We start from the raw sequence: 25,324 nt of genomic DNA, 5'->3' as shown, positions 1-25,324 counted from the left end.
AGTAGGTAGCGGGTTTAAGTTCGGCAGGTAGCCGGGAAATTACCTGTTTCCACACCATCCGGACCCGACGATACTTCTTCTAATAATTCAATGGGCTGTTCCGGGGAGCACAGTGCTGCAGGTCAGTGAGAGGTTCCTTTTGGTACCGTTGCCGGAAAGTTCAACTTCTGCCGGTCTCCTGCCATCGCGAAAAGCAGTCCAATGAGCAGCTGCACAAGGGGGAAGAACTTAAATGAGTCTCGGTGACGCGCAAATAAAGGTTATTACGTACGGTACCTTTGATTTGTTGCATGCAGGCCATATAAAGCTGTTGGAGCGGGCCAGGGAATTGGGCGACTACCTGATTGTCGGAGTGACCACCGACCAGTACGATGAGACCCGCGGCAAGCTGAATGTACGCGATAATGTCATGACTAGGATTGAAAATGTCCGGGCAACGGGCCTTGCGGATGAGATAATCATCGAGGACTATCAGGGTCAAAAGATTAATGACATTCAGCAGCACTCGGCCGAGATTTTCGCCATTGGGTCTGACTGGCTGGGCAAGTTTGATTACTTAAATGATTTTTGTAAAGTGGTTTACCTGGAACGTACGGCAGGGGTTTCGAGCACACAATTACGTGCTGAGACTCTCGGCATCGCCCGGCTTGGCGTGGTGGGGAATGGGAAAGCGACGAGCCGCTTCATCCCGGAAGCGCTAAAGGTCAGCGGTTTGGAATGTGAATCAGTCTTTGATCCGAATCCTTTGACGGCGCGGGATCGTCTCGAAAATGGCGGGGTGTACCGGCATTTTTCGGATTATCAGGCCTTTCTGACGAACGTTGACGCGGTGTACATTGCGAGTCCGCATGAATTCCACTTCGACCAAGTCAAGCAGGCGCTCGAAAGCGGCGTCCACGTCCTCTCGGAAAAACCGATGACCCTCAATAAGAGGGAAACGGCGTACTTGTATGAGTTGGCTGCTCAGCGAGGGAAAGTCCTGCTGGAAGCTATCCCCACGGCGTTCTGCCCGGGCTTTATTCGGCTGGTTGCGCTCACCCGCAGCGGCGTTATCGGTACCGTTAAGTGTGTGGACGCCACGTACACTCGGTTGACCGAAAGCCCCGCCCGCGAGTTGACGTCACCGTTCGGCGGTAGTGTCACCGAACTCGCGAGTACTCCTTTGCTGGCCGTCTCGAAAATACTCGATGCGGTTCCGCAGAAATCCACCATCGATACCTATATGGCACCGGACGGTGGAGTCGACGAGTTCAGCCGGATCAATCTGCGATTCGAGCATGCTATTTCATCGGTCACTGTGGGCCTGGGCGTCAAGAGTGAGGGTCATTTGACGATTACCGGGACCCGCGGCAGCATTTACGTACCGGCACCCTGGTGGAACACGACAGATATCTACATCCGGTTCGAAGATCCGAGTCAAAATCAGCACTACAATTTTCCTTTTGCCGGGGACGGCCTGCGTTATGCGATTGCCGAGTTTGTGTCCATGATGCAGAACAAACGGCTATCAACATATAAGATGCGGGCAGTCGATTCTGTCTTTATTTCCGGGATAATTGAGGAGTTTCGTTTGCAAAAGGTTTAAGGCAGGCGTAGGGAATCCTTTCATTAGCTGGGGAGCATTGTGATTTTATCTTTCGCGTCAGCTGGCCTGTTTCGGTCGGTAACGGGCCGGCAGCGGCGGTCAGCGCGGCCCGCCGGCGCCCTGCCGTTACCAAAATGTGACAACTTGGGCTGGTTGCGGGTACTCTCTGAGTGCCCGAGAATTTCCAGTACGGCGACAGCGGGTCTCACAATTCGCCACCGTCCCGGCCCGATGTGGCCAAGGGGTCTTATGTCTGTAATATCCAAAGAAGATGCTCCCCATATTTCGCCAAGTGCGAAAATCGGCTCCGGTGCCTTTACCAGGAGACCAACGCTGCGGCACAGCGCGGGCGTTGTGGGGTTGACGCTGGCGCTCATCGGCGCAGCCACTAACGTGAGTCCAGCAGCTTTCGCCGCGGAGCCGAGTCCCGCCGCACCCGAGCTGACCCGCAACGGTGACTTCGAGGCCGGGACCACCGGGTGGCACACCAATAATCCGGCTGTTCAGCAACTCAAGTCCGTGACCGGCGGCCATTACGGCAAGGCCCTGGAGCTGGGAACCACCGCTCCTGGAGTGGTTGTGGCAAATGATGACGTTAACACTGTAACCAACGCGGCCGCGTCCACTAGTTACTTGGTCAGCGCGTGGGTTAAGGCGGTTGACACGCAGATCGCTGGACAATTGCGCGTGCGCGAAACTAAAAATTCCGTCACCACAACGCATGCGAGCACGTTCCAGGCAGGCACCGATGCTTGGCAGCAGGTCACCTTGAGCATGACCACTGCCGAGGCCGGGGCAACGCTGGATCTGAATGTTCTTGGGTGGGACGTACCGACCACTGCTAAATTGCTCATTGATGACATTTCAATGACGGAAGTTCCCGGGGTGCAGCCCGCAGAGGAAAGCCCCACGCTTGGTCATCCTGCCCCGCCTGTCGTCGCCGCCCCGAACCCATCCGGCTGTCTGACGTCAGTGATTGGCATTCCGTCGTGCGGCACTCTTGTCGGGGCGGCCGTAGGCGGAAATACGGATCCTGCGGCCTTCGAAAAAAGCATTGGTGGCACGCTGCAGATCCGCAGGACCTACTGGAACGGCAGCAAGGTCGACAAGGCTGTCGCCACGGCCGCGGCAGACATTGCAGCCGGACGGCTTCCCTGGATCAGCTTTAAGCTTCCCTACAGCTGGAGTGATATGGCTGCGGGCAAGGGTGATGCCTGGACGGCTGATCTGACGGCGAAGCTGAGCAGGCTTAATGGACCGGTATGGATCGCCTTCCATCATGAACCGGAGGGTGACGGCAACATAGCCGACTGGGTCAAGATGCAGCAACGGCTTGCCCCCATCGTCCACAGCGGCAGCAGGAACGTGGCGTTCACCATGATAGTGACGGGATGGCACCAGTTCTACGGCGATCCCCAGTTCTCCTTGGATGCATTGTGGCCCGGTGATGGATTGGTCGATCTGGTGGGACTGGATCCCTACAACTGGTATGGCACCGTCAAAAACGGCAAGACGAACACTAAGATGGACAACTTTGCCACCGAGTTTTACCCGCAGATGCAGGCCTTCGCCGACAAGCACAACACTGCCTGGGGGATTGCGGAAACGGGTGAAACCGACGCCGCGGCGCTCCAGGATCCGCAGTGGTTGGCGCGTTCATATTCGGACATGGCTAGATTTGGCGGCGTGGCGTTCACCTATTTCAATACGGCGCTGAACTCAAACGGTGCTTCATGGCCAATTACAGACCCCGGAAAGGTCAGCCAGTTCGCTGATATCTTGAAGAAGGCCAAAACGGGTAAGTAACGCTAGTTACCGGCACTAAATCAACGACCGTAAATTCGCGGTCAGAGCGGGGGACGCATGGATCCGTCAGGCACGCCGATGCAGCCTCTGCTCGAGACCTTGCGGGACCTGTGGCCCGCGTCGGAACAAGCACAGGTCAGCCGCCACGGCCGGGGAGCCCAAGGAGAGCGTGGCGTTTCCAAGGGTTTCCTCGTCGTTCCCAACGCCGCCGCGCCGCGTATCTTAATTCCGGCCGGAAATGCGCACGCGGCGGCTGCCTCGATGCGCCGTTACAGCGCAGCGATCTCGCTGCGTGAGACGCTACAGCGTTGGGGCCTGGCGCTGGGCTTGCAGGTTGGAGCGGCTGGGCTGCTGCTGCGTGACCGGATACAGCTGGACTCGTCCGGTACCGCAAGCCTGATGTCGCATCTCGAAGCCGTATTCTCCCAAAGCGTAAGTGTCAGCTTGAGTGTTGGGCCGGCCCGGGCCAACCGTAAGCCTGTGCTTCAGGTTTTCGATGCCAAGGGCCGCAGCCTCGCGTTCGTCAAAGTTGGAGACTCCGCCACGGCGCGTGGTCACGTGATGCGGGAAGCGGAGTCCCTGAGGGTCTTGGGGACCCAACAATTCTCCAGCATCGAACTTCCGTCCCTGATCAACATGAGCCAGTGGAATGGTATGGCGGTCCTGGTCATGTCCGCGCTGGACACCCGCCTCGTAGCCCGCGGGCCGGGACTGGCTCGGCTTCGCCGCAGGGCAATGGACGAACTTGCCGCGGCCTTCCGACAGCCGCCGGCCACCTTGGCGCAAACACCCATGTGGACGGCGTTACGAGCGGATTGTCTGCTGCTGCAGGACGAGGAAATCCGGACCCTATACGGGAACTGCCTGGACCGTGTTGAGTCCCAGTTCCCGGACCGGCTCCTTGACGTTGGAGCCTGGCACGGGGATTTCAGCCCGTGGAACATGGCCCAACGCAGCCACAGGCTCCAGCTCTGGGACTGGGAACGGTTCGAAGTAGGAGTGCCCGCCGGTATGGACCGGGTGCACTACGCTTTGAATAGGCACCTGCGGACGGCCGGAACGACTATGCAGACCGTCCTCGACGGGCTGGAAAAGGGTGCTCCGGCACTGGCGGACAAAGGCTCCGAGGATGGCGTCGTCGTCGCCGCCTACGTTGCCTCAATTTCCCTCCGGTACCTCCTCGGCGCCCAAGGGCCAGGGGGAGAGAGCATTGATCAGAAGAGCCGGCTGATGCTCAGTACGCTTGCCCGGCTCACGATGCAGTGGGAAAGGGCAGTTCGTGTCTAAAGGTCTTCGTGAGTTGTCGCGCTTTGCCAACGGGAAATTACCGCCCGGCACCATGAGGGCGGCCCGGGCAGCCATGGAGGCTACCGGGACGGTTACCTCGGGACTGCGCATGCTGCCGTCTTTCATTATCGTTGGCGCGCAGCGAAGCGGCACCACCACTCTTTACCGCATGCTCTCCGAGCATCCTTCGGTGACCCGGCCTACGGCCTCCAAAGGCATTGGCTATTTTGACCTGAACTATGACCGGGGTCCGCGCTGGTACCGTGGACACTTTCCTCTCGCTCAGTCGGTTGGCCGCCGAACATCCGGGGCTTCGCGCATCACCTTTGAAAGCAGCGGCTACTATTCCCATCATCCGCTGGCGATCCAACGGCTTACCGAGGACCTCCCCGGGGTGAAACTGCTGATGATGCTGCGGGAGCCGGTGGACCGGGCTTACTCGGCGCATCGCCATGAGCTGAACCGCGGATTCGAATCGGAGTCGTTCGAGCGGGCGGTGGAACTGGAGCCGGAACGGTTGGCCGACGAGGTGGAAAAAATGCGCAACGACCCCGGCTATCAAAGTTACGCCCACCGGCACCACGCCTACCTGGGCCGCAGCCGCTATTCGGAGCAAGTGGCCAGGATTCACACAGCCGTGGGCAAAGACCGCCTGCATCTGGTCGACGCCGACAGGTTCTTCGCTGACCCACACCGGGAGTTTGAAGCGATCCAGAAGTGGCTGGGATTGCCTCTCTGGCAGCCGGAGAAAGTGTTGGCGTGGAACGCCCAGCCACGTGAGGCCATGGAACCTCGGCTGCGGGAGCGGCTCACCCGCTACTTTGACAGCTACGACCGGGAACTGGAAGAAGCAGCGGGCATCAGCCTGTCCTGGCGCCGATAACCCGCCCCTGTCTATGGGTCGCTCCGGGCTCCTCCGTGGGCCGAGAGCTGCGTTGCCATGCGCGGCGTAGCGGTCAAATTCCGCGGGCGCTACTCGCTTCGCCGCTACTTGAAACCTGCTGAAACTACGTGTGTTCAAAGTATTCGGACCCATAAATACTTCTCGTAATTAGCTGACACCTGTGGCTGCCGGCGCGGTTGGAATTATTTGCCAACCGCCCCGGAACGTACGGTGTGCACCATTTACGGAAAGTAGGAGAACGTGCGTCGGTCTCAAAACGAACAAAACGCTTCCCCGTCGGGGCACCCGGGGACGTTGCGCACTGCAGGTATTCGCTGGCTATGGTCACTGGTGGCAGTAGCCATGGCCTCAACATTTATGACGGTTGCGCCCTTTGCCCAGGCTCCGGCCTCCGCCGTACAGCCCGGGCAGCAATCCGTCGTCGTCAGCGACAACCCGGTGCGGTGGACCCCGCACGTCCTGGATGGGTACGTTTCGGGTTTTGCCCAGGTCGGGAACCTGATGGTTTCCGTGGGAAACTTCACCAGCGTCCGTACCCAGGCGGACACCACAACGATCGCACGGCAGAACATCTTCGCCTTTACCAATCCGGCCGGTGATATCACCGCACTAAATCCGGTGGTCAACGGCGAAATTATGGGCGTCCAGGCTACCGGGGATGGAAGCACCGTATGGATTGTCGGCTCATTCTCCAGCGTTAACGGGGTGACGGCGCGCGGCATTGCCAAGCTCAACGTGTTCACCGGCGCCTTGGACAGGTCATTTTCGCCGCCCGCCTTCGACGGCCGCATTAATCAGGTGCTCGTCCGCGGTGACCGGCTGTACGTGACGGGGCGCTTTCTCAATGTTGCGGGGAAGCCCCAGGCATTGCTCGCGGCACTGAACCCCGTGACGGGGGCACTGATTCCTGGCGTCCAGCTGACAGCCAGTGGCGCCAGGACCGGCGGCGGCACTGCCGGCGCCGGTGCGGAAGGGACCTTGAACCTGTATCGGGCCGATATCACACCGGATGGCACGCGGATGGTGGGAATCGGAAATTTTGACACGATCAACGGTCAGTCCCGGCCGCAGGTTTTCATGATGGATCTAACCACCTCGCCCACCACCTTGGCTAACTGGTCCACCGACCGCTATGCACCGATCTGTAATCCAATCTTTGACAGCTATATGCGCGATGTCTCCATCTCCCGCGACGGCAAGTACTTCGTGATCGGTACCACCGGCTCCTACCGGGCAGGGTCTCTGTGCGACGGAATAGCGCGTTGGGAGATTGCTGCCACCGGAGACCAGCTGCAGCCCACCTGGGTGGACTACACCGGTGGCGACACCATTACCCGCGTTGCCGTCACTGACACCGCGATCTACATCGGTGGCCACGAGCGGTGGCTGAACAATCCCTTTGCCGCCGATGCAGTGGGCCCCGGCGCCATCCCGCGCCCGGGTCTGGCCGCAGTTGATCCGCGCAATGGCATGCCCCTCGCTTGGGATCCGGGTCGAACCCGTGGCTACGGCGTGTACGATTTCTGGGCAACGGATGCCGGATTGTGGATCGGCAGCGACACCGACAGAATTTCCGGGTATCAGTACCACGGCCGGCTGGCCTTCATGCCGATCAAGGGCGGAACCCCTCTGCCTGCTGACTATTCCGGCACCCTGCCATCGGATGTCTACATGGCCGGCACCTCCACGGATGACAGCGGGGCGGCCCTGCCCGCCACCTCCCTGATCAAAAGGGCCTTCAACGGCAATGCCGTCGGGTCCTCAAGTGCAATCGCCACGGGCCAGGACTGGAGTACCACGACCGGCCTGTTCATGATCGACGGCAACCTCTATAGCGGCCGCAAGGATGGAACGTTCCAGGTCCAGAAGTTCGATGGCGCCACGCTCGGAGCGTCGACTGTCATCGACCTCCGGGGCCTGACCGACTTCCCCGGCGAACTGACACATATGACCGGTCTGTTCTACGACCCGGTGACCTCGCGAATCTACTACTCGCTGGACAACGACAGCCGGCTCTTTTACCGGTATTTCGGGACGCAGATCAACATCGTCGGCGCCGAACGGTTTGTAGCCACCGGCAACATGGCCGGCCTGAACTGGCGCAATGCCCGGTCGCTGCTGCTGGACGGGAGCAAGCTTTATGTCGGTGACAAGTCCGGCGCGCTGACCAGGTGGGACTGGAACGCCATAACCGCTCTGCCCGCGGAAGGGTCAAATGTCCTGGTTTCGGGGCCGTCCATTGACGGACTCAGCTGGCAGGGCCGTGACGCTTTTGTCTTCGCCGCAACGAAGCCGACGACGCCGCCGGCGCAGAGCCCGGCCTCTGTCTTCAGTTCCACGCTTTCCGGTAAGAACCTGACCGTTGACGGCACAGCCTCCACCACGTCGACCGGGTCGATATCGTCTTACGCCTGGGACTTTGGCGATGGCACGACCGCTACCGGACGAACCGCGGCACACGCTTACGCCAACTTCGGGACCTACACGGTCAAGCTCACGGTCCGCAACAGCGCCAACGCGACCGCGGTCTCCAGCCATGTGGTGCGGGTAGCCGAGGCCACTGCCGCGACCGGACCGACGGTTCCGGCGGATGCCTACGGTACGGATGTTTTCAACGCCCAGCCGGATCTGTTCTGGCGGCTGGGCGAAACCACCGGTACCACGGCGGCAGATTCCGGGCCCTCCGGCAACCCGGGTAACTACAGCGGTGGCCTCACGAAGGGACAGCCCGGTGCACTGCCCGCACTGGCAGATACCGCAACGTCCTTCGGCGGCTCCAATGGGCTCGTCTCCAGCCAATCCACCTTTGCCAATCCCGGACCATACAGCACCGAGATCTGGTTCAAAACCACCACCCAGCGCGGCGGCAGCCTGATCTCCTTCGGCAACGCACAGACCGGACAATCCGGCAACCACGACCGGAAAATCTACATGAAGGATAACGGGACGCTGACCTTCGGAGCCTACCCGGGGTACGTGGCGACGGTGGACACGCCACTGGCCTACAACGACGGTAAATGGCACCACGTCGTGGCCAGCCAGGGCGCTGCCGGCATGCGGCTGTATGTCGACGGCGCAGTGACCGGCCAGAACACGGAGGCGGGGGCGCAGAACTACACCGGGTACTGGCGCGTCGGCGGGGATTCCTCCTGGCCCGGCGCGAGCAGCGCATACTTCAATGGCACGCTCGACGAAGCCGCCGTCTACGGTTACGCTCTGAGCCCGACGGCGGTTGCGCGCCACTACCAGCTCGGATCGGCCGTTCCACCCGCTGACCAGCTGCCGGTGGCAAAGTTCACCCCCACGGTCAGCAACCTCGACGTCACGGTCGACGGCACGGCATCCAGCGGGGCCAACGGCACCATTAGCTCCTACAACTGGCAGTTCGGAGACGGGTCAACCGCCACCGGTGCCACTGCGTCGCATACTTACGCAGCCAAGGGAACATATTCGGTCCGGCTGACCGTGACCAACAGCCGCGGCCTGGCTGCCTCATCGGTGCAGACAGTCCGGACCGGCGTCCCGGCGTCGGGACAGGCACCGACGGACGATTATGGCAAACGCGTTTTTGCCGACGTACCGGATATCTTTTGGCGCCTCGGTGAGAGCACGGGCACGGTAGCTGCCGATGCCAGTGGTCTGGGGAACACGGGCAACTACAGGGGCACCAGCACACTTGGTGCCACCGGGGCTGTCCAAACGACGCAGGATACGGCCGTTACCTTCGATGGCTCCAGCGGCTTCATTTCCAGCAGCACAAGCTTTCCCTCCCCCGGGGCATTCAGTACCGAGGCGTGGTTCAAGACCACCAGCCAGTCCGGCGGTACGCTGATCGGCTTCGGTCATGAGGCGACGGGTCTGTCCGGCCAGCACGACCGGATGGTCTACATGAAAAATGACGGCACCCTCCTCTTTGGCACGTATCCGGGCTACACGGCGACCATTGCCACCGGGACGGCCTACAACAACGGGGCCTGGCACCACGTTGTCGCCAGCCAGGACTCGGCCGGTATGTCCTTGTATGTTGACGGTGCTTTAGTGGGCCAACGGGCCGAGACGAACGGCGAGAACTACACCGGATACTGGCGGGTTGGCGCGGACACCACGTGGGGTGGGACAAGCAGCCCCTACTTTGCCGGCACCATTGACGAGGCAGCTGTGTACGGATATGCACTCAGCGCCGATACCGTTGCGCAGCACTTCCAACTTGGCTCCGCTGCGGCAGCCGGGAATGTGCCGCCGGTGGCCGCCTTCACCGCAGCAGTTTCCGGCCTTGACGTGAACGTGGACGCGACCGGATCAGCGGACTCCGATGGCACCATTACCTCCTACGCCTGGAACTTTGGGGACGGCGGAACTGCGGCCGGAGCCACGGCGAAGCATAGCTACGCAGCTGCCGGGGACTACACCGTAACGCTGACGGTCACGGACGACAGGGGAGCGACGGGCACGGTGACGAAGCCGGTGACGGTAAAGTTGCCGGTGGTCAATGCCCCGCCGGTGGCCGCCTTTACCTCGGTGGTGGACAATCTGCGGGTACGGGTTGACGGGTCCGGTTCATCGGACTCTGACGGTGTGGTTGCCTCCTACGGCTGGACCTTCGGTGACGGGGGCACCGCCACAGGTGCCGCCGCGGAGCACACTTACACGACCCCCGGCAGTTACAGCGTCACGCTCACCGTAACGGATGACAAGGGAGCCACGGCCGTCTTGGCCCGGCAGGTCAGTGTTGCGGCGGCGCCAGTGAATGTGCCGCCGGTGGCTGCGTTTACCTCCAGCGTGAACGGTCTCCAGGTGCAGGTGGACGGGGCGTCCTCCTCGGACGCGGACGGATCCGTCATTTCCTACGCCTGGACCTTTGGCGATGGCGGCACGGCGACCGGGGCGACCGCGACGCACAGTTATACGACAACGGGTAACTACGATGTGACACTGACCGTGATGGATGACAAGGCTGCCACGGCGGCCGTAAGCCATCCGGTGAGTGTGACCGCGCCAGTGGTCAATACGCCCCCGACCGCTGCCTTCACGTCCACCGTGACCAATCTCGACATTCTGCTGGATGGATCCGGCTCCACCGACCCCGACGGAACTGTGGAGTCCTATGCCTGGACCTTCGGGGATGGCGGGACGGGAACTGGGATGACACCCGCGCACAGCTACACGGCGGCAGGGACGTATACGGTGACGCTGACGGTGACCGATAACCGGGGTGCCACAGGTACGACGACGGCGAAGGTCACCGTTGCGGCGGCTCCGGCCAACCAGTTGCCGGTGGCGTCGTTCTCCTCTACGGTGTCCGGTCTGACGGTAAAAGTAGACGGGTCGGCCTCCGCTGATCCCGACGGCAGCATTGCATCGTACACATGGGCATTTGGTGATGGTGCCTCCGCCACCGGTAGTACGGCGTCACACGCGTACGCGGCAACCGGGGATTACACGGTGACCCTTACCGTGAAAGACAATGCCGGCGGCACGGGAACAGTGTCGCAGCCGGTAACCGTATCCGCCCCGCCGGCTGCGGCAGCGGTGTCCTTTCGGGCCGCCGCACAGTCGAACGCTAGCAGCGCCGCTCCGGCCCTCACTGTTCCTGCTGGTGTGCAGCCCGGCGATGGTCTGCTGTTGATCGCAACGGTGAACGCGGCCGAGGCCACAGTGGGCGCGCCATCGGGTGTGACCGGCTGGCAGTTGGTCGATTCGAAGGCGGGCGCGTCCATCCAGACCCTGATGTGGTCAAAGCTTGCCCAGGCCGGGGATGCCGGCAAGACGGTGACGGTGCCACTGGGGATGGTTGCCAAGACATCGCTGCAGCTTGCGGCTTATCAGGGAGTGGCAGGCCCGAAGTGGATCGCCGCCTCCGCCTCTGCCATTGATACGACGCTGGGTACCGCACATGTGACCCCGCAGGTGCCGGTGACAACGGCGGGCAGCACTCTGGTTTCCTACTGGGCGGATAAGTCCAATGCCGATGATGGCTGGACCGTCGGCAACGGGGTGACCATCCGGTCCACCACCACCGGCAGCGGTAACGGCCGGATCACGTCCGCCATGGGAGACAGCGGCCCGCTGCCGGTGGGATCGGCCGGGCAGCTCACCGGAACGGCTTTGACCGCGTCCGCTAAATCCGCGCTCTGGTCTATTGTCCTCAGCGCCGGATCGGCTCCGGCGGGCAATGCTCCGCCGGTGGCGTCGTTTACGCCCAAGGTGACCGACCTGACCGTTGCAGTAGATGGATCCGCTTCCTCGGATTCGGACGGCACGGTGGATTCCTTCGCTTGGACGTTTGGCGACGGAGGGAAGGCAACGGGTGCCGCAGCCTCGCACACCTACACAAGCCCGGGGACATACCCGGTGACGCTGACGGTGACCGACAACAAGGGTGCCACGGGCGCTGTGACAGTTCAGGTCACCGTTGCCACGGCGCCGGTGAACCTGCTCCCGACCGCATCGTTCACAGCCACGGTGTCGGGCTTGACCGTGAAGGTTGATGGTTCAGCCTCCGCTGACACTGACGGCACCATCGCCTCCTTCGACTGGACTTTCAACGACGGCGGCACGGCCACCGGTGCAACCCCCTCGCACACCTACAGTGAAGCGGGAACCTACTCGGTGACGCTGACGGTGACCGATAACCAGGGCGGGAAGGGAACAGTGTCTAAAACGGTGACGGTCCCGGCGCCCGTTGCCGCACAGGTGTCCTTCCGGGCCGCCGCACAGACCAACGTCAACGGCGCGTCTGTAGGTCTCACGATCCCTGCGGCTGTGCGTGCTGGTGACGGTCTGCTGCTGGTCGCAACGGCGAACGTTGCGGAGGCGATGGTCGGTGCGCCATCGGGGGTGACCGGCTGGCAGTTGATCGATTCGAAGTCCGGCGGGACCATCCGGACCGTAATGTGGTCCAAGGTCGCCCAAACCGCAGATGCGGGCAAGCAGGTTACGGTGCCGATGGGCATGATCGTGAAGTCGTCGCTGCACCTGGTTGCCTATCAGGGGGTGACAGGGCCGGACTGGATTGCCGCGTCCGCCTCCTCGATCGATACCACTCTGGGGACAGCACATCGGACACCTCAGGTGCCGGTGGCCACGGAGGGAAGCATCTTGGTTTCCTACTGGGCGAATAAGGGCAACGTCGACGATAGCTGGGCGGTTGCCGATGGCGTGGTCCTCCGGTCCACGACGGGAGGCGCCGGCTCCGGCCAGATCACTTCGGCCGTGGGCGATAGTGGCCCACTGGCTGCCGGAACGGCCGGCGGGATCACTGGCACGACCCGAACGGCGTCTGCAAAGGCCGCTATCTGGTCCGTCGTCCTCCGCCCCGGATCGTAGGGGTGGGTCATGAAACATCAAATGGGAGAGCCGTCATGAAACGACAGGTGAAACGTCAGTACTTGATTCCGGCCATTGCTATCGTCATCGCTATGGTGATCGGAGCGGCAGTGTGGGCAGGGAGCAGGGCCGGGACAGAAGACCGGCTCGCAAAAGCCGGTGGCTCAAGCTCAGCCGCACAGGCAACAGCAGGGGTAACCGCTTCGTCATCCGTGCCCGCGCCTGAGGCAACGGGCACGGGCAGCGGTGTGGCCGATCCCTCGGCTGATCCGGCTGCTTCGGCTGATCCAGCTCCCTCAGCTGATCCGGCCGCTCCGGCTGACCCGGCCGCTTCGGCTGACCAGGCCGCCTTGGCTGATCCGGCCGCTCCGGTTGATCCGGCCGCTTCGGCTGACCAGGCCGCTTCGGCTGACCCGGCCGCTTCGGCTGATCCGGCCGCCTCGGCTGATCCGGCTGACCCGACCGCTGCACCGGCCGGCACCGACGTCCAGGTCCTGCCTGCACGGTCGGTCAGCAGCTGTGTAGAGCTCAAGAACACTTTGGCCGCCTATCAGCAGGCTGGGCTGAAATCCGGTCCGTCGGGGTTGGAGATGCTTCTCATGGGCTTGGATGAACTGTCCGGAAGCGTCGAAATCCTGGCAGCGACGGACGATGCCTACCAGCCCGTGGTTGAAAATATCAGCGTGGTCCGTCGGCAGTGGAGCACCTCTTATGCGGCCTTTGAATCGGGGGCTGCTGCCGACGCGGCGAAGGCCTCGCAGTCGGGCATGGATACTCTGCAGGCGACGGGAGCTTCGCTCCTGTGCCATCAGTAGGATCATAATCAGTACAAAGAAGCAGGTCTCATGTTTGCTCTTAAGCTCCCTCGGATAAAACTCTCTCGAAAGCTCTTGTTGTTTGTGTCGATCGCCATGCTGATCGCCGTGATCATGGTGGCGGTCAGCGTGGTGCGACCGTCCGCCGCGGCCACGGATACCGACGATGAAATTGTGGTGAATTTCGGCGACCAGGCAAGTTCCATGTATGTCCACTGGCGGGGGCCCGATACTACGATTTCCTATGGAACCGACTCTTCATACGGCAGTTCAGCCACGGCGTCTCCACCGGCTATCACGCCCGTTGATATCACCGGACCCTTCTGGGAAGTCAAACTTGACTCACTCACCGCCGGCACGCTTTACCACTACAAGATCGGTCAGGGCGCGGACCACACCTTTAAAACAGCTCCCACGGGGGACTTCACCTGGGCTGACATCGGTGATACCGGCACAACCTTTAAGGACCCCGCCGCTGGACCCGAATGTGCCACCCCGTGGTTGGCCGACCATTGGCAGCAAATAGCTGACGAGCATCCGGATTTCGTCACGCACGGAGGTGATATCAGTTATGCGAATAAATGCGGAGTGGGTTCGGTTCACCAGTTCTTCCAGGACATCAAACCCCTCTCCACTACCGCCGCGATGGAATTTGCCTGGGGAAATCATGAGTACGGTGGGACAACCAGTCCGCCGGCTCCCAAGGGGACACCGCCGGACAGGTTGGCCAACTACAAAGGCCGGCTGACTATGCCCAATGCACAGGTGCTGAGCAGCGACACGGCAACCCGCCTCACCCACCCGGGATGCCCGGCGGTGGCCCCCGGCACCGGGAACTCGTGCCAGGGAAATGACTGGGGCTGGTTTGACGCCGGCGGCATCCGCTTTTTCCTCTGGCCTGAAGGGGGCGAGCCCAAGTCTGTGGTCGATGCCGAAGCTGGCAGTGACCCGATCATGCATGCTGCGCAGGATGATCCGAATATCCGCATGATCGTCATTGTGGCCCATCGGCCGGTCGTGAGCAGTATTACCGCCGAGCTTCCGCTGCGTGCAGAACTGAACAAGGCAATGGATACCCTCCACGGCAAGTACTCGAAGCTGCGGCTGTACATCGGCCACCATCTGCACGGTGCGGAAGTGATGGCGCCGCGGAACGGGGTCACCTACCTCATGGACGGCGGAGGGGGAGTGGAGGAAGTGAAATTCCCTGCATCCGCGAAGGCCTACGAGACAGCCGGATCGCTGTTCCATTCCTCGCACCCTTCGCATTTACTGGGAACCGTCAGCGGTAACACAATGACGCTCCAGTACATCTGCGGGCCCGTCTTCGGAAGAAACCCCAACGCTGACGCCTGCACGCCAGGTGACGTGATGTATTCACTGAACCTGGATTTGCCTGCAGTACCTGGAAAATAGGGCAGGCGAGGCCAGGAGCCGGAGTCGTAGTCCAAACCAGCCCGGCGTGGGACAATTAGGAATCATTAACATGACCTTTTCGACGAGGAGCACTGTTTTGGCCCTGAACTCCGCCGCAGAGCAACAGAAAACGAAGCAGTCGGATTCCAAATGGCAGGAACACGGCCCCACCGCGCTCACCGACGCCGAGGTGCGCCGGATCCGTAACGACTTCCCCATCCTAAACAAGGAAGTCAACGCTCGGCCGTTGGTCTACCTGGATTCCGGCGCCACATCGCAGAATCCCGTCAGTGTGCTGGAGGCGGAGCAGGAATTTTATGAGCAACGCAATGCAGCTGTGCACCGGGGCGCGCATCAGCTGGCGGTCGAGGCGACGGATGCTTTCGAAGACGCCCGCGCAACGGTGGCGGAGTTTGTCGGCGTCACGGACAGTGAGCTTGTCTGGACGGCCAACGCCACAGCGGGGCTGAATCTGCTGGCTTATTCGTTCTCCAACGCCAGCGTGGGTCATGCGGGGTCTGCGGCGCAGCGGTTCCTCCTGAAGCCGGGAGATGAGGTGCTGGTGACCGAAATGGAGCACCACGCGAATCTAATTCCGTGGCAGGAGCTGTGCCGCCGCACCGGGGCCAAGCTCACCTTCATTCCAATTGACGACAACGGCGCGCTGCGGTTGGAGGAAGCGGAGCGTCTGATTACCGGCAGGACCAAGGTACTGGCCTTTACCCATGTCTCCAATGTGCTGGGCAGCATTAACCCGGTGCAGGAGCTGACGGCGATGGCGCATCGGGTGGGCGCGCTGGTGGTGCTGGACGCGTGCCAGAGCGCGCCGCATCTGCCGCTGGATTTGACCGCGCTGGACGTGGATTTCGCCGTCTTTTCCGGCCATAAAATGCTCGGTCCTACCGGGATTGGGGCGCTGTACGGGCGCGCCGGACTGCTGGACGCGATGCCGCCGTTTTTGACCGGCGGCTCCATGATCACCAGCGTCAATATGTCCGGGGCGCAGTATCTGCCGGCGCCGCAGCGCTTCGAGGCGGGAACGCAGCCGGTGTCGCAGGCGGTGGGGCTAGCTGCGGCGGTGAATTACTTGGGGGAGACGGGCATGGAGCGGATCCACCGGTGGGAGATGGAGTTGGGCCAGCGCCTGGTGGTTGGCCTGCAGGGGATCGACGGCGTCCGGGTGCTCGGTCCGGTGGCGGGCCGGGAACGCACCGGGTTGGCTGCCTTCGACGTTGCCGGCGTGCACGCGCACGACGTCGGCCAGTTTTTGGACGCACGCGGCATTGCCGTTCGCGTCGGTCATCATTGCGCGCAGCCGCTGCACCGCCGGCTCGGTCTGACGGCGAGCACCCGCGCGAGCACGTACCTGTACAACACGACGGATGAAATCGACCAGCTGCTCGACGCGGTGGCTCATGTCCGCGGCTACTTTGGCGCCGATGGTTCAGGGGAGCGCAGATGAGCGACCTGGACGTGCTGTACCAGCAGATCATTTTGGATCACGCCAAAGTGCGGACCGGGGGAGACTTGCCTGAAAGCCAGACGGCCGCTGCTCCCGTGTTCCCGGGCATCGGGCAGTCCCATCAGCTCAATCCGGTGTGCGGGGATGAAATCACATTGCGGGTGACGGTCGACGGCGGCAAGGTCGCCTCGGTGCGCTGGAACGGCGCCGGTTGCGCCATCTCGATGGCATCGGCCTCGGTACTCAGCGAACTGGCGGAAGGGGTCGGGCCGGAGGAGCTGCTGGGGCTGATCGGTAATTTCCGTGAGGTGATGCGCTCCCGCGGCAAATTAGCCGGCGATGAGGAAATGCTGGGTGACGCTGCGGCCTTTTCCGGCGTTTCCCGCTACCCGGCCCGGGTCAAATGCGCGATGCTCGCCTGGGTAGCCGCGGAACAGGCCCTTCACCAAGCGGTGGCGGTACACTAGGCCCGGCTGCCACCGAAGGTTACCGATATCCAGATCTTCGTGCCGAACTGCCTTAGCTTGGGGATGCTTTGACGCATCGTCTTTGCGCTACAGCAGTGACCGTCAGCGCAAGCCTTGCCGGCCGATCCCGTAACCTAAGCGGCAGCCGATACCGCGTACGCCGGTCGGACCAGCCGGAGCGCCGGTGCCGGTCTTGCCTAGGGTGACAGAGGAGGCAAGGCTTTTGCTGACGGGAAGTCCTTGGGCAGCGTAGGACCCTGCTGTCAATCCGCCATAGGCCCGGGACTTTGTGCCTTTCTTGAGGTTTCCTTGTCATCGTCTTGAGGCTTCGCCGCTCTTGCCGGAAGGTTGCGTTTTTCTTCCGCGGATCTTCCGGATTTGCGGCGCTTGTTCTTATGGTTTCCGCTGGATAGTTGTACTCACCAGCGGGAAGGCCTGCTGAGCAAGACTTTCAGATCAAGGGGTTTCAGCATGAACAAGATGGCCAAAGGCGCAATTGCAACCGGTGTTGGCGTAATTCTGCTGGTCGGTGGTGGCGGGACGCTCGCTACCTGGAACCAGGCACAGACCGCCGCGATGGGTTCGGTTGTTTCCGGTGACCTGAACCTTGAGGTGAACACGGCAACCAACATCGGCAAATGGACGAACGCCGCCGGCACTGTTGTTGACATCAAGGCTTACAGGGTGGTTCCCGGAGATGTACTGACCTACACGCAGGACCTGAAGGTGACCCTGACCGGTGACCTGATGGCCGCCAAGCTGGCCGTGACCGGTACCGGGGCCAACACCAGCTTTCTGGATAAGAACGTCGTGGTTGCTCCCACCACCATCAAGGATGGCGTGAAAGCCATTGCTGCTGACGACGTTCTGACGCCTTCGGTCAACGGTCACGTGGTAACCGCCTCCACTACCTTCACCTTCAAGAGCAGCACGGACGCCCGTGACAGCGCCGCCACGAAGGCGTACGAGTTCGCCGGCGTGGGCTATAAGCTGGTGCAGCAGGCACCGCCTGCCGCTAACGCCTCCTAGCACGACCGGCCAACAGGGCCGCCGAGCGGATCTGTTGAACTGAAACCCCGGCGGTGTGCGGCTTAATGCCGGCACACCGCCACCCCTTCCGGAGAGTTTATGCATACCCCACGAGCACTGAAGGCGGCCGGCTTGGTCCTCGCCGCCGTCGTGCTGGGTCTTTTGACGGTGCAGGGAACCTACGCTTTGTGGAACTCAGCCGTGAACTCCAATGCCGGCACCGTGCAGGCAGCGGATTTCCGCGTCAGCCTCACGGATGGCCCCACGAATACCACCACGGATATGACGGTGAACGGCCTACCAGCGACCGTTGCCCTCAGCACGACGCCCATCGGTGTGGTCATCCCGGGGCAGTCCGTCTATGCGGGAGTGCAACTGGGAAATGTCACCAACGCTGGAGGAGATTTTAAGATCAGGGCCACTGCAGGTACACCGGGTATAACTGACAGCTCGGGAAGCGGCTTCGCTTCCGTTCTGAGTGTTAAGGCCGTTGCTGCGGACACTTTGGCGCAGTGCCAGAGTGCAGCCCTGTATGCCGGCGCAAAAAACATGGCCTCTGTGGATATTGCCAAAAACATGACTGGTGTTCTTTGCTTTCAAGTCACGCTTGACGCCAGTGCGCCCGGAAGGCTGCAAGGTAAGAGCGCCGGCATCTCCATTCCGCTCACCGTCGACCAGCTTTGAGAAGGAACGCTATGTCCAAGACCACGCGGACCGATGCCGCCGTTCCGAAGGGCAGTGCTGTTCTTAGTGCCAGTGCTGTCCTGGCCGATCGTTCCGGCCGTCGTCGCGGCGAAGTGGTTCGAAGCCCCGCAGGGAAAGCGGTACGATTCGTTGGCCGCTCGATTTCGCTGGTCGTCCTGGTGCTGGCAGCCCTTGCGGCGTTAGTGCTGATCCTCGTTCCGCTGGTCACTGGTTCCCAGACGTACACTGTGCTGACCAATTCCATGGCCCCGAAGTACGCGCCCGGCACGTTCATGGTGGTCAAGCCGAAGCCTTTCGCGGACTTGCGGGTCGGGGACATCATTACGTACCAAATCGAATCAGGTAAGCCTGCGGTGATCAGCCACCGGATCGTATCGGTCAGTTCCACGCAAAATGGCGAGCGGGTCTTCACCACCAAGGGTGACAATAATTCCCTGGAGGACGAGGCCCCGGTCCATGAGGTTCAGGTGCGCGGAAAGCTGCTTTACGCGGTGCCCTATGTAGGTTTCGTGGCAAATGCGGCCGGCCAGGTGAACCGCGGCGCGCTGGTGCCGATTGGCGGGGTTGCGCTGATTGCATTCGGTGTCTTCACCACCATCCGCGGGGCGTTCCTGAAGAAAGCCAACCGGGCCGCAGCATGAGCCACGAGAATCCGACGAAGGCGGCGGCAGCGACGACGTTCCGCCAGCGCCGTCGTCGCCATCCCGTCCTGGGTGTCCACGGTGCAGCATCGGTCCTCGCCCTGGCGATGCTGACCGTGTTCGTGGTGGTTCTGTCCCCGGCACCGGCCCGGGCAGCGGCAAACAATTTGCTGCTGAGCAGTGACGGACTGCATTATTCCGAACACATCACCGGGCCCATCTTTTCCGCACTTGGTGGGTACGTTCCCGGCGCGTCCAGCACGGCCCGTATCTGGGTACGCAACGACAGCGCGGACGCTACCACGCTATCCGTTGCGGCAGTGAGCGGCCCCGGAGATGCTGAGTTGGCTCGGAATTTGGGCCTGCAGATGCAGTCCGGTTCGTTGAAATCGGCCAACATGGCGCTCGCTGCGCCCGGTGAGTGTCGGCAGGTCATGTCCGGTTGGCGTCTGCTGCCGGGGCATGCCATTGAGCTGGATATGGTCTTGGCTTTGCAGCTGGCGGCCACCAATGACACGCGCTCGCAAAAAGCAAATTTCGATGTGGTATTTATGCTGCAGGACGCCACTGCCGGCGGGCCGGCGTTGAATGCCTGCACCGGCGCCGGGACCAGGGTCCCAGGCCTTCGGTCGGCAGGCGCCGCGGGCACAGGGACTGCAGTGGGCCGGGGCGTGGCTGCAGTAGTAAAAACCCAGGGCACCGGCGGCGTTGGCGCGGCGGCAGCGGGCGCAGCCATGGATCGCGTGGCTGAGCCGAAGGATGGTGTACCGCGTGGAGAATTATCGGCACCGACGTTCGAAAGTGCCAGCGCGCACAGCAACGTGATCGTCAACAACCCGTTCTGGGCCGTATTGGTGGTGCTGGCGACGCCGGCTTTCTATCTGATCAGCGCCGTACGGAGACGGAGGAAGAACGCATGAGCGAGCATACCCCACGTACGGGCCTGTCCGGTCAACTGCCTGCAGCGACCGGTGCGATGGCGAGGATGCGCGCGCTACCGGGCTTCACAGCCGCCGCGGTGGCTTTCGTTCTGGTGGCCTTCATGGGAGCCGGCGCAGCGGTGGCAGTTGCAAAGTGGCAGCAGAGCGCAACCGCGACGATCGCCGTAACAGTTGGTGCGTTGGCCCCGGCAGCTGTCCGCGCCGCCGACATTCGATGCGTAGCGGACGCTAACTCAGGTAAGCCCCTTTCTGACCTCATCATCACTTGGCCTGCTTCCGCCAACGCAACCAGTTACATAGTGGAGCCGAAGCAGGATAACTCTGGTTCTCAAACCTATCTACAGACCGTGAGCCACTCCGGTGCCACACCTCCGGCCACCGAGGCAAGGTTTGGGGTGAAACCAGGCGCACAGGGTCAGGGTCATGGCCCGTTCAGGATAACGCTGCAGCCGCTAAACGGAGCAACAGCGGGCGAGGTGACCGAGTTTTCATTTCGCATCGACAAATCTGGTTCGGTATGGTCTTACAGTTGCTCTCCCTGATTCATAGTGTCTTGATGCTTCCTTGAGGTAGTTGTAGAACTTGCGCAAAGATTGAGAAGTTCTTCCGGGGATCTTCCAGTTTTCCAGATGACGTTCTTGAGCGGCCTGCCGGATGGTTGTCTTTATTAGCGGGAAGGCCTGCTGATAAAGATCAGGAACCGAGGGGCTTCACAATGAACAAGATGGTCAAAGGCGCAATCGCAACCGGTGTCGGCGTCGTTCTGCTGGTTGGCGGTGGCGGAACGCTCGCTACCTGGAACCAGGCGCAGAGCGCCTCCATGGGTTCGGTTGTTTCCGGTGACTTGAACCTCGAGGTGAATACTGCAACCAACAGCGGGAAATGGACGAATGCCGCCGGCACTGTTGTTGACGTCAAGGCTTACAGAGTCGTTCCCGGGGATACGCTGACCTACACGCAGGACCTGAAGATGACCCTGACCGGTGACCTGATGGCCGCTAAGCTGTCCCTGACCGGAGCCGGTGCGAATACCGGCTTCACACCCGCCAGCGTCGTTGTGTCGGCAACGGCACTCAACGACAAATCAGTTACCGCATCCGCACCCAGCCCGATTTCCGCCAGCACGGTTCTGACGCCTGCAGTCAACGGGCACCTCGTGACTGCGTCCACAACCTTTACGTTCCTGGCGTCCACCAGCAACCGCGACAGTATCAATCAGACGTATGACTTCAAGTCGGTTGGCTACAAGCTGGAGCAGCAGGCTCCGGTGTCCGCGAACGCACAGTAAGCCTTTTCCTCGCCACCATACGGAGCCAGTCAAAGACCTGGGATTAAAATTCGGCAGGGATGCGAAAGCAGCACCATGAGTCCTGCCAGCAGGCACGGTAAAACCCGGAACACCTACGAACCCGTTATACTACGATGCAGTGCACGTACGCATAGCTTGCCGGTCTCAAAAGTCTTGCCGGTATTAACAGAATCGTGGGGGTAGGGGATGGATAGTCCTCGGGTTGCCGTTATTATCGAGGACGATCAGGACATCCGTGAACTGATTGAAGTGGTTTTGAACCAGTCCGGATTTGAAGTCCATGCAGTAAATCGTGGCGCTGCAGGGGTGGAAGCCGTGCGGGAATTCTCGCCGACGATCGTCACCCTGGATCTGGGACTGCCGGATATTGATGGCTTTGAGGTGGCGCGCCAGATCCGGCTGTTCAGCGACAGCTATATTATTATGCTGACGGCCCGGGCCGAGGAGCTGGACACGCTTATGGGGCTGGAGTCTGGGGCAGACGATTATCTGACGAAGCCCTTCCGCCCCCGTGAATTGCGCGCCCGCGTCAGCGCCATGCTCCGCCGCCCGCGGCGCGGGCACGAACCGACCTCTGCGGCCGACAGCAGGACGGCCGAGGTTCCGTCCGACGGCACCGTCGATGCCCCAGCTCTGTCCGTAAATGCCGTCGCTTTCGGGACAACAGCCATGGCAGAATCCGCCGTGATGACATCCAACGGGGGATCAGCGTCAACAGGCACCCTCACCAGGGATGCGGGCAACCTGCTGCACAACGGACTGCTGCTCAACGGGGCAACTCGATCGGCCGAAGTCGATGGAGCCGAACTGGAGCTGACACGCACCGAGTTCGACCTTTTGCACGCGCTAATGGAAAGCGGCAAGATGGTGCGGACGAAAGCGGATCTGGTGCGCCGGCTCCGGGACGATGACTACGATACGGGTGGATACATCAGCGATGCGGATGAACGCACCATAGAAGTTCACATGGGCAATCTTCGCCGCAAGTTGGGGGATGATCCTAAAGCACCGCGATGGGTTAAAACTATCCGTGGTGTGGGTTACCGTTTGGCGCCCTAGACCAGAGGACCAGTCACGGTAGAACAGCGTCTGGCCGCACGGTTGACAAGATCCCGTCGTGGGAATTACCGCGGCACCGGAACTGCTCGACCACTGCCGGTTGGCGTTGTCTGTTCGGCCGTTGCCTGCAGGGGAATAGTGAAACCGATGGTGGTGCCCACGCCTGGTTCGCTGCGTAAATGCATGGTGCCACCGTGGTTTTCGACGATTGTCTTGGTGATCAGCAACCCCAGACCGACGCCGGGAATGGCCCGGCTAAGTGCAGGTCCGGCGCGGAAAAACCTGTCGAATGCCGCGGATTGCTCCTCTGCGTCCATGCCGATACCCTGGTCCTGAACTTCGCAGACCACCGAACCATTCTCGGTACTCGTCCGAACGGTGACGGTGCCGCCGTCCGGCGAGTACTTGATGGCATTGGAAATGAGATTATCCAGCACTTGGCCGATCCGGCCGACATCCAGCGTGGCGTAGAGCAGTTCCCGGCCGTGGTTGACCAGGATGACGCCGTTCTCTGCGGCGGGCGGTCCGGCCGAATCGAGGCTATCCTCGATGATCTCCGCCAGATTGGTTAGGCGCGGTTTAATTGCCATCGTCCGCGACGCGGTGGAGAGCAGGTCAGCGACCAGAGTCAGGAGCCGGTCCGCGTTGCGCTCTGCCACCTTGAGGTACTGGAAGACTTCTTCGGTGAGAACGGTGCGATCATCCAGCGCCAGCCCTAAATAGCCCAGGATAGACGTCAGTGGGGTGCGCAGCTCATGGGAGATGTTGGAAACGAAGTCATCCTTGGCCGTGAGCGCCGAGACGAGCTCCGTTACGTCGTAGAAAGCCACCACTGACCCTCCCGCTCGGCCGTCGGAACCGTGAATGGGACGAGCAGTGACGGAGAGTGCGCGGGCTTCGTTGCCCTGCCCCGCCCAGATGAGGACCTGGGAGAAGCTCTCCCCCTGAAGGGCACGTGCCACCGGGCGTTCGGGGGGTGCCAACCGGGTGCAGCGATCGGCTGCGAAAATGAGTAGGTCTGCCTCTGCCGGGTCGGCATTATCCTTCGGAGCCGCCAGCTGATGGAACAAACGTTGCTTGCGGTTCATCAGCACGTCGTGCCCGTCTGCGTCCACGGCCACCAGGCCCACGCTGACGGTGTTGACGATGGCGTCGAGAAGGCGCTCCCGGTCGTGACTGGCGGCCAATGCCTCCCGCAGCGCCGAGTCTTTTTCCTCCAGCTGCTCACGTTGGGCGTCCATGCTGGCGGTCATGACAGCGACGGTAATGGCGAAGGCCAGCATCATCATCGGCAGAATCAGCGGTCGGCCCAACTGCTCCGCGGTGGTGGGACCGGGCGCAAGAAAAACGGGAATCCAGACCATCAGCAGCGTCGCCAGAGTGCCACCGATGATGGCGATCCTGCGGGCGACGCCGGAGGCAGCCAACCAGAAGACCGGAAACAGCGCCAGCAGGCCTACTCCCATCAGGGAATTTATACTGCCCTCACGACAGAATCCCACCGCGACAAAGTCCAGGTAAGGAATGACAAGGAAACTTGGGTACGGCAGCCGACCCCACGGAATGAGTGCGCAGGCCAGCAGTAGCACGACCTGTCCCCAGAGGCCGATCTGGAAGAGCGGATTCTCCAGGGCGTCGGGATGGAATACTGCCGCAAGACCCACAATCAGTGCCACGGTGATGGTCACCGGGAGCTGCGTGAGTACGACGCGGACGCGCAGGCTTTGCTGGTAGAAGTAGCGGTTAATCAGCGCATTGGGTCCGCTTCTACTCACGAACTTCACTCACAACGGGCTCTTTTCCACACTGATCCGACATACATCCGACCCTTTCGGCACAGCATTTCAAAAAGTCAAAGCACCACAACGGTGGCGCAGCTCAATTATAAAGCACCACACCGCACCCGCAGGCGACGTCCGGGACGGCTTTGCGGGCGAACTCGTTGCGGATCCAGCCAACGAGCCAGAGGTATTTCGGTAATCTTGCGGATTTTTTGTCCGTCTTCAGGGCATGCACTTGAGGTTGGGCAGGCAGTATGGTTCGTGCCGGCCGGCATAACACGGCTGCTCCCCTTCGCCAACCTCCCGGAATGGAGTGATCACCGTGACCGCACCGCGAAAGCCGGTCTCTCCACAGTGCGGGACGCTAGAGACCACAGATGCTTGAAGGGACCGATGCTGGTGTGGCTCAACCCGTCGTCGAATGGACTTCCGTGGCGCGTCTGTGCGAGGAGACGCAGAATGACGACGCCGTTCAACGTTTCATGTCAACCTTCCTGGCGCTGCTGCCCGGTCGCGTCAGCCGGATCCTCCTTGCCCTGCGAAAACAGGATTCCGCGGTGGCCATGGACGCAGTTTTAAGTCTTAAGATCACCTCAGCGATGATCGGGGCGCTTCGCATGGAGCAGCTGTGCTGTTGCATTGAAACAGCATTGGCCCGCGGTGATTACGCGGCGGCGGAAGGCGCTGGTGCGGGTATTGTTGGGCACTCGACCGTACTGGCTCTGGCCTTGGACGCTCGCCGACCCAGCCGCTTCAGTAACATGCCAGTATAGTTTTTCCCGCACCATGAA

At 61.6% G+C, this 25,324-nt stretch carries 17 protein-coding genes; 16 read left to right on the top strand and 1 reads right to left on the bottom strand.

The genetic code is table 11. From position 1 onward, the window contains the following. The first annotated feature begins 232 nt into the window (after nucleotides 1-232). From OS914_RS12535 to OS914_RS12465, 15 genes are all read left to right on the top strand, one after another. Nucleotides 233-1,585: a Gfo/Idh/MocA family oxidoreductase gene (locus OS914_RS12535; protein WP_267546399.1), complete on the top strand. Its 1,353-nt coding sequence runs from the start codon at nucleotides 233-235 to the stop codon at nucleotides 1,583-1,585. Between the two features lie 249 nt (nucleotides 1,586-1,834). Continuing rightward, nucleotides 1,835-3,391: a carbohydrate binding domain-containing protein gene (locus tag OS914_RS12530; protein WP_267546398.1), complete on the top strand. Its 1,557-nt coding sequence runs from the start codon at nucleotides 1,835-1,837 to the stop codon at nucleotides 3,389-3,391. A 78-nt stretch (nucleotides 3,392-3,469) separates the two neighbouring features. Further along, nucleotides 3,470-4,678 carry a phosphotransferase gene (locus OS914_RS12525; protein WP_267546397.1) on the top strand — a complete coding sequence of 403 codons (1,209 nt, stop codon included), beginning with the start codon at nucleotides 3,470-3,472 and terminating at the stop codon, nucleotides 4,676-4,678. Continuing rightward, entirely contained in the window at nucleotides 4,671-5,561 is an 891-nt protein-coding gene (locus tag OS914_RS12520) for a sulfotransferase family protein (protein WP_267546396.1), read from the top strand. Before OS914_RS12525 ends, OS914_RS12520 begins: the two co-directional genes overlap by 8 nt. Nucleotides 5,562-5,924: 363 nt before the next feature. Then, nucleotides 5,925-12,908, top strand: coding sequence for a PKD domain-containing protein (locus OS914_RS12515; protein ID WP_267546395.1), 6,984 nt, complete (start codon nucleotides 5,925-5,927; stop codon nucleotides 12,906-12,908). A 35-nt stretch (nucleotides 12,909-12,943) separates the two neighbouring features. Next, nucleotides 12,944-13,723, top strand: coding sequence for a hypothetical protein (locus OS914_RS12510; RefSeq protein WP_267546394.1), 780 nt, complete (start codon nucleotides 12,944-12,946; stop codon nucleotides 13,721-13,723). Nucleotides 13,724-13,753: 30 nt separating this feature from the next. Next, nucleotides 13,754-15,139: a fibronectin type III domain-containing protein gene (locus OS914_RS12505; protein ID WP_267546393.1), complete on the top strand. Its 1,386-nt coding sequence runs from the start codon at nucleotides 13,754-13,756 to the stop codon at nucleotides 15,137-15,139. Between the two features lie 70 nt (nucleotides 15,140-15,209). Continuing rightward, a complete protein-coding gene (locus OS914_RS12500) occupies nucleotides 15,210-16,601 on the top strand; it encodes a cysteine desulfurase (RefSeq protein WP_267546392.1) in 1,392 nt (463 codons plus the stop codon). Further along, the gene (sufU, locus tag OS914_RS12495) at nucleotides 16,598-17,068 is read left to right on the top strand and encodes a Fe-S cluster assembly sulfur transfer protein SufU (protein WP_267546391.1); all 471 of its coding nucleotides are present in this window, start codon (nucleotides 16,598-16,600) and stop codon (nucleotides 17,066-17,068) included. The genes OS914_RS12500 and sufU overlap by 4 nt, the downstream gene beginning before the upstream one ends. 471 nt (nucleotides 17,069-17,539) lie before the next feature. Next, nucleotides 17,540-18,097 carry an alternate-type signal peptide domain-containing protein gene (locus OS914_RS12490; RefSeq protein WP_267546390.1) on the top strand — a complete coding sequence of 186 codons (558 nt, stop codon included), beginning with the start codon at nucleotides 17,540-17,542 and terminating at the stop codon, nucleotides 18,095-18,097. Between the two features lie 99 nt (nucleotides 18,098-18,196). After that, nucleotides 18,197-18,781, top strand: coding sequence for a SipW-dependent-type signal peptide-containing protein (locus OS914_RS12485; protein ID WP_267546389.1), 585 nt, complete (start codon nucleotides 18,197-18,199; stop codon nucleotides 18,779-18,781). An 11-nt stretch (nucleotides 18,782-18,792) separates the two neighbouring features. Further along, complete coding sequence (locus OS914_RS12480; protein WP_267546388.1) at nucleotides 18,793-19,443, top strand: signal peptidase I; 651 nt, start codon at nucleotides 18,793-18,795, stop codon at nucleotides 19,441-19,443. Next, nucleotides 19,440-20,363: a hypothetical protein gene (locus OS914_RS12475; protein ID WP_267546387.1), complete on the top strand. Its 924-nt coding sequence runs from the start codon at nucleotides 19,440-19,442 to the stop codon at nucleotides 20,361-20,363. The genes OS914_RS12480 and OS914_RS12475 overlap by 4 nt, the downstream gene beginning before the upstream one ends. A gap of 736 nt (nucleotides 20,364-21,099) precedes the next feature. Continuing rightward, complete coding sequence (locus OS914_RS12470) at nucleotides 21,100-21,672, top strand: alternate-type signal peptide domain-containing protein (RefSeq protein WP_267546386.1); 573 nt, start codon at nucleotides 21,100-21,102, stop codon at nucleotides 21,670-21,672. Between the two features lie 207 nt (nucleotides 21,673-21,879). Then, nucleotides 21,880-22,752 (top strand): response regulator transcription factor, encoded by an 873-nt coding sequence (locus OS914_RS12465; protein ID WP_267546385.1) that lies wholly within the window; start codon nucleotides 21,880-21,882, stop codon nucleotides 22,750-22,752. A gap of 65 nt (nucleotides 22,753-22,817) precedes the next feature. Here the strand turns inward: OS914_RS12465 and OS914_RS12460 are convergent, their stop codons facing one another. After that, nucleotides 22,818-24,527: a sensor histidine kinase gene (locus OS914_RS12460; RefSeq protein WP_267546384.1), complete on the bottom strand. Its 1,710-nt coding sequence runs from the start codon at nucleotides 24,525-24,527 to the stop codon at nucleotides 22,818-22,820. Between the two features lie 383 nt (nucleotides 24,528-24,910). Between OS914_RS12460 and OS914_RS12455 the strand changes: the two genes are divergently transcribed. Continuing rightward, nucleotides 24,911-25,306 carry a hypothetical protein gene (locus OS914_RS12455; protein ID WP_267546383.1) on the top strand — a complete coding sequence of 132 codons (396 nt, stop codon included), beginning with the start codon at nucleotides 24,911-24,913 and terminating at the stop codon, nucleotides 25,304-25,306. Nucleotides 25,307-25,324 lie beyond the last annotated feature (18 nt).

The sequence above is a fragment of the Arthrobacter endolithicus genome, from assembly GCF_026627425.1.
GTDB lineage: Bacteria > Actinomycetota > Actinomycetes > Actinomycetales > Micrococcaceae > Arthrobacter_M.
Note: the sequence above shows the minus strand (reverse complement) of the source record. Positions and strands in the feature narration are given on the sequence as shown.

What these genes read in the sequence shown, in the direction of transcription:
- OS914_RS12500 (WP_267546392.1), top strand. Translation starts at nt 15,210, where the DNA reads ATGACCTTTTCGACGAGGAGCACTGTTTTGGCCCTGAACTCCGCCGCA.
- OS914_RS12515 (WP_267546395.1), top strand. Translation starts at nt 5,925, where the DNA reads ATGGCCTCAACATTTATGACGGTTGCGCCCTTTGCCCAGGCTCCGGCC.
- OS914_RS12535 (WP_267546399.1), top strand. Translation starts at nt 233, where the DNA reads ATGAGTCTCGGTGACGCGCAAATAAAGGTTATTACGTACGGTACCTTT.
- OS914_RS12480 (WP_267546388.1), top strand. Translation starts at nt 18,793, where the DNA reads ATGTCCAAGACCACGCGGACCGATGCCGCCGTTCCGAAGGGCAGTGCT.
- OS914_RS12485 (WP_267546389.1), top strand. Translation starts at nt 18,197, where the DNA reads ATGCATACCCCACGAGCACTGAAGGCGGCCGGCTTGGTCCTCGCCGCC.
- OS914_RS12455 (WP_267546383.1), top strand. Translation starts at nt 24,911, where the DNA reads ATGCTTGAAGGGACCGATGCTGGTGTGGCTCAACCCGTCGTCGAATGG.
- OS914_RS12525 (WP_267546397.1), top strand. Translation starts at nt 3,470, where the DNA reads ATGCAGCCTCTGCTCGAGACCTTGCGGGACCTGTGGCCCGCGTCGGAA.
- OS914_RS12470 (WP_267546386.1), top strand. Translation starts at nt 21,100, where the DNA reads ATGAACAAGATGGTCAAAGGCGCAATCGCAACCGGTGTCGGCGTCGTT.
- sufU (WP_267546391.1), top strand. Translation starts at nt 16,598, where the DNA reads ATGAGCGACCTGGACGTGCTGTACCAGCAGATCATTTTGGATCACGCC.
- OS914_RS12510 (WP_267546394.1), top strand. Translation starts at nt 12,944, where the DNA reads ATGAAACGACAGGTGAAACGTCAGTACTTGATTCCGGCCATTGCTATC.
- OS914_RS12490 (WP_267546390.1), top strand. Translation starts at nt 17,540, where the DNA reads ATGAACAAGATGGCCAAAGGCGCAATTGCAACCGGTGTTGGCGTAATT.
- OS914_RS12465 (WP_267546385.1), top strand. Translation starts at nt 21,880, where the DNA reads ATGGATAGTCCTCGGGTTGCCGTTATTATCGAGGACGATCAGGACATC.
- OS914_RS12505 (WP_267546393.1), top strand. Translation starts at nt 13,754, where the DNA reads ATGTTTGCTCTTAAGCTCCCTCGGATAAAACTCTCTCGAAAGCTCTTG.
- OS914_RS12530 (WP_267546398.1), top strand. Translation starts at nt 1,835, where the DNA reads ATGTCTGTAATATCCAAAGAAGATGCTCCCCATATTTCGCCAAGTGCG.
- OS914_RS12475 (WP_267546387.1), top strand. Translation starts at nt 19,440, where the DNA reads ATGAGCCACGAGAATCCGACGAAGGCGGCGGCAGCGACGACGTTCCGC.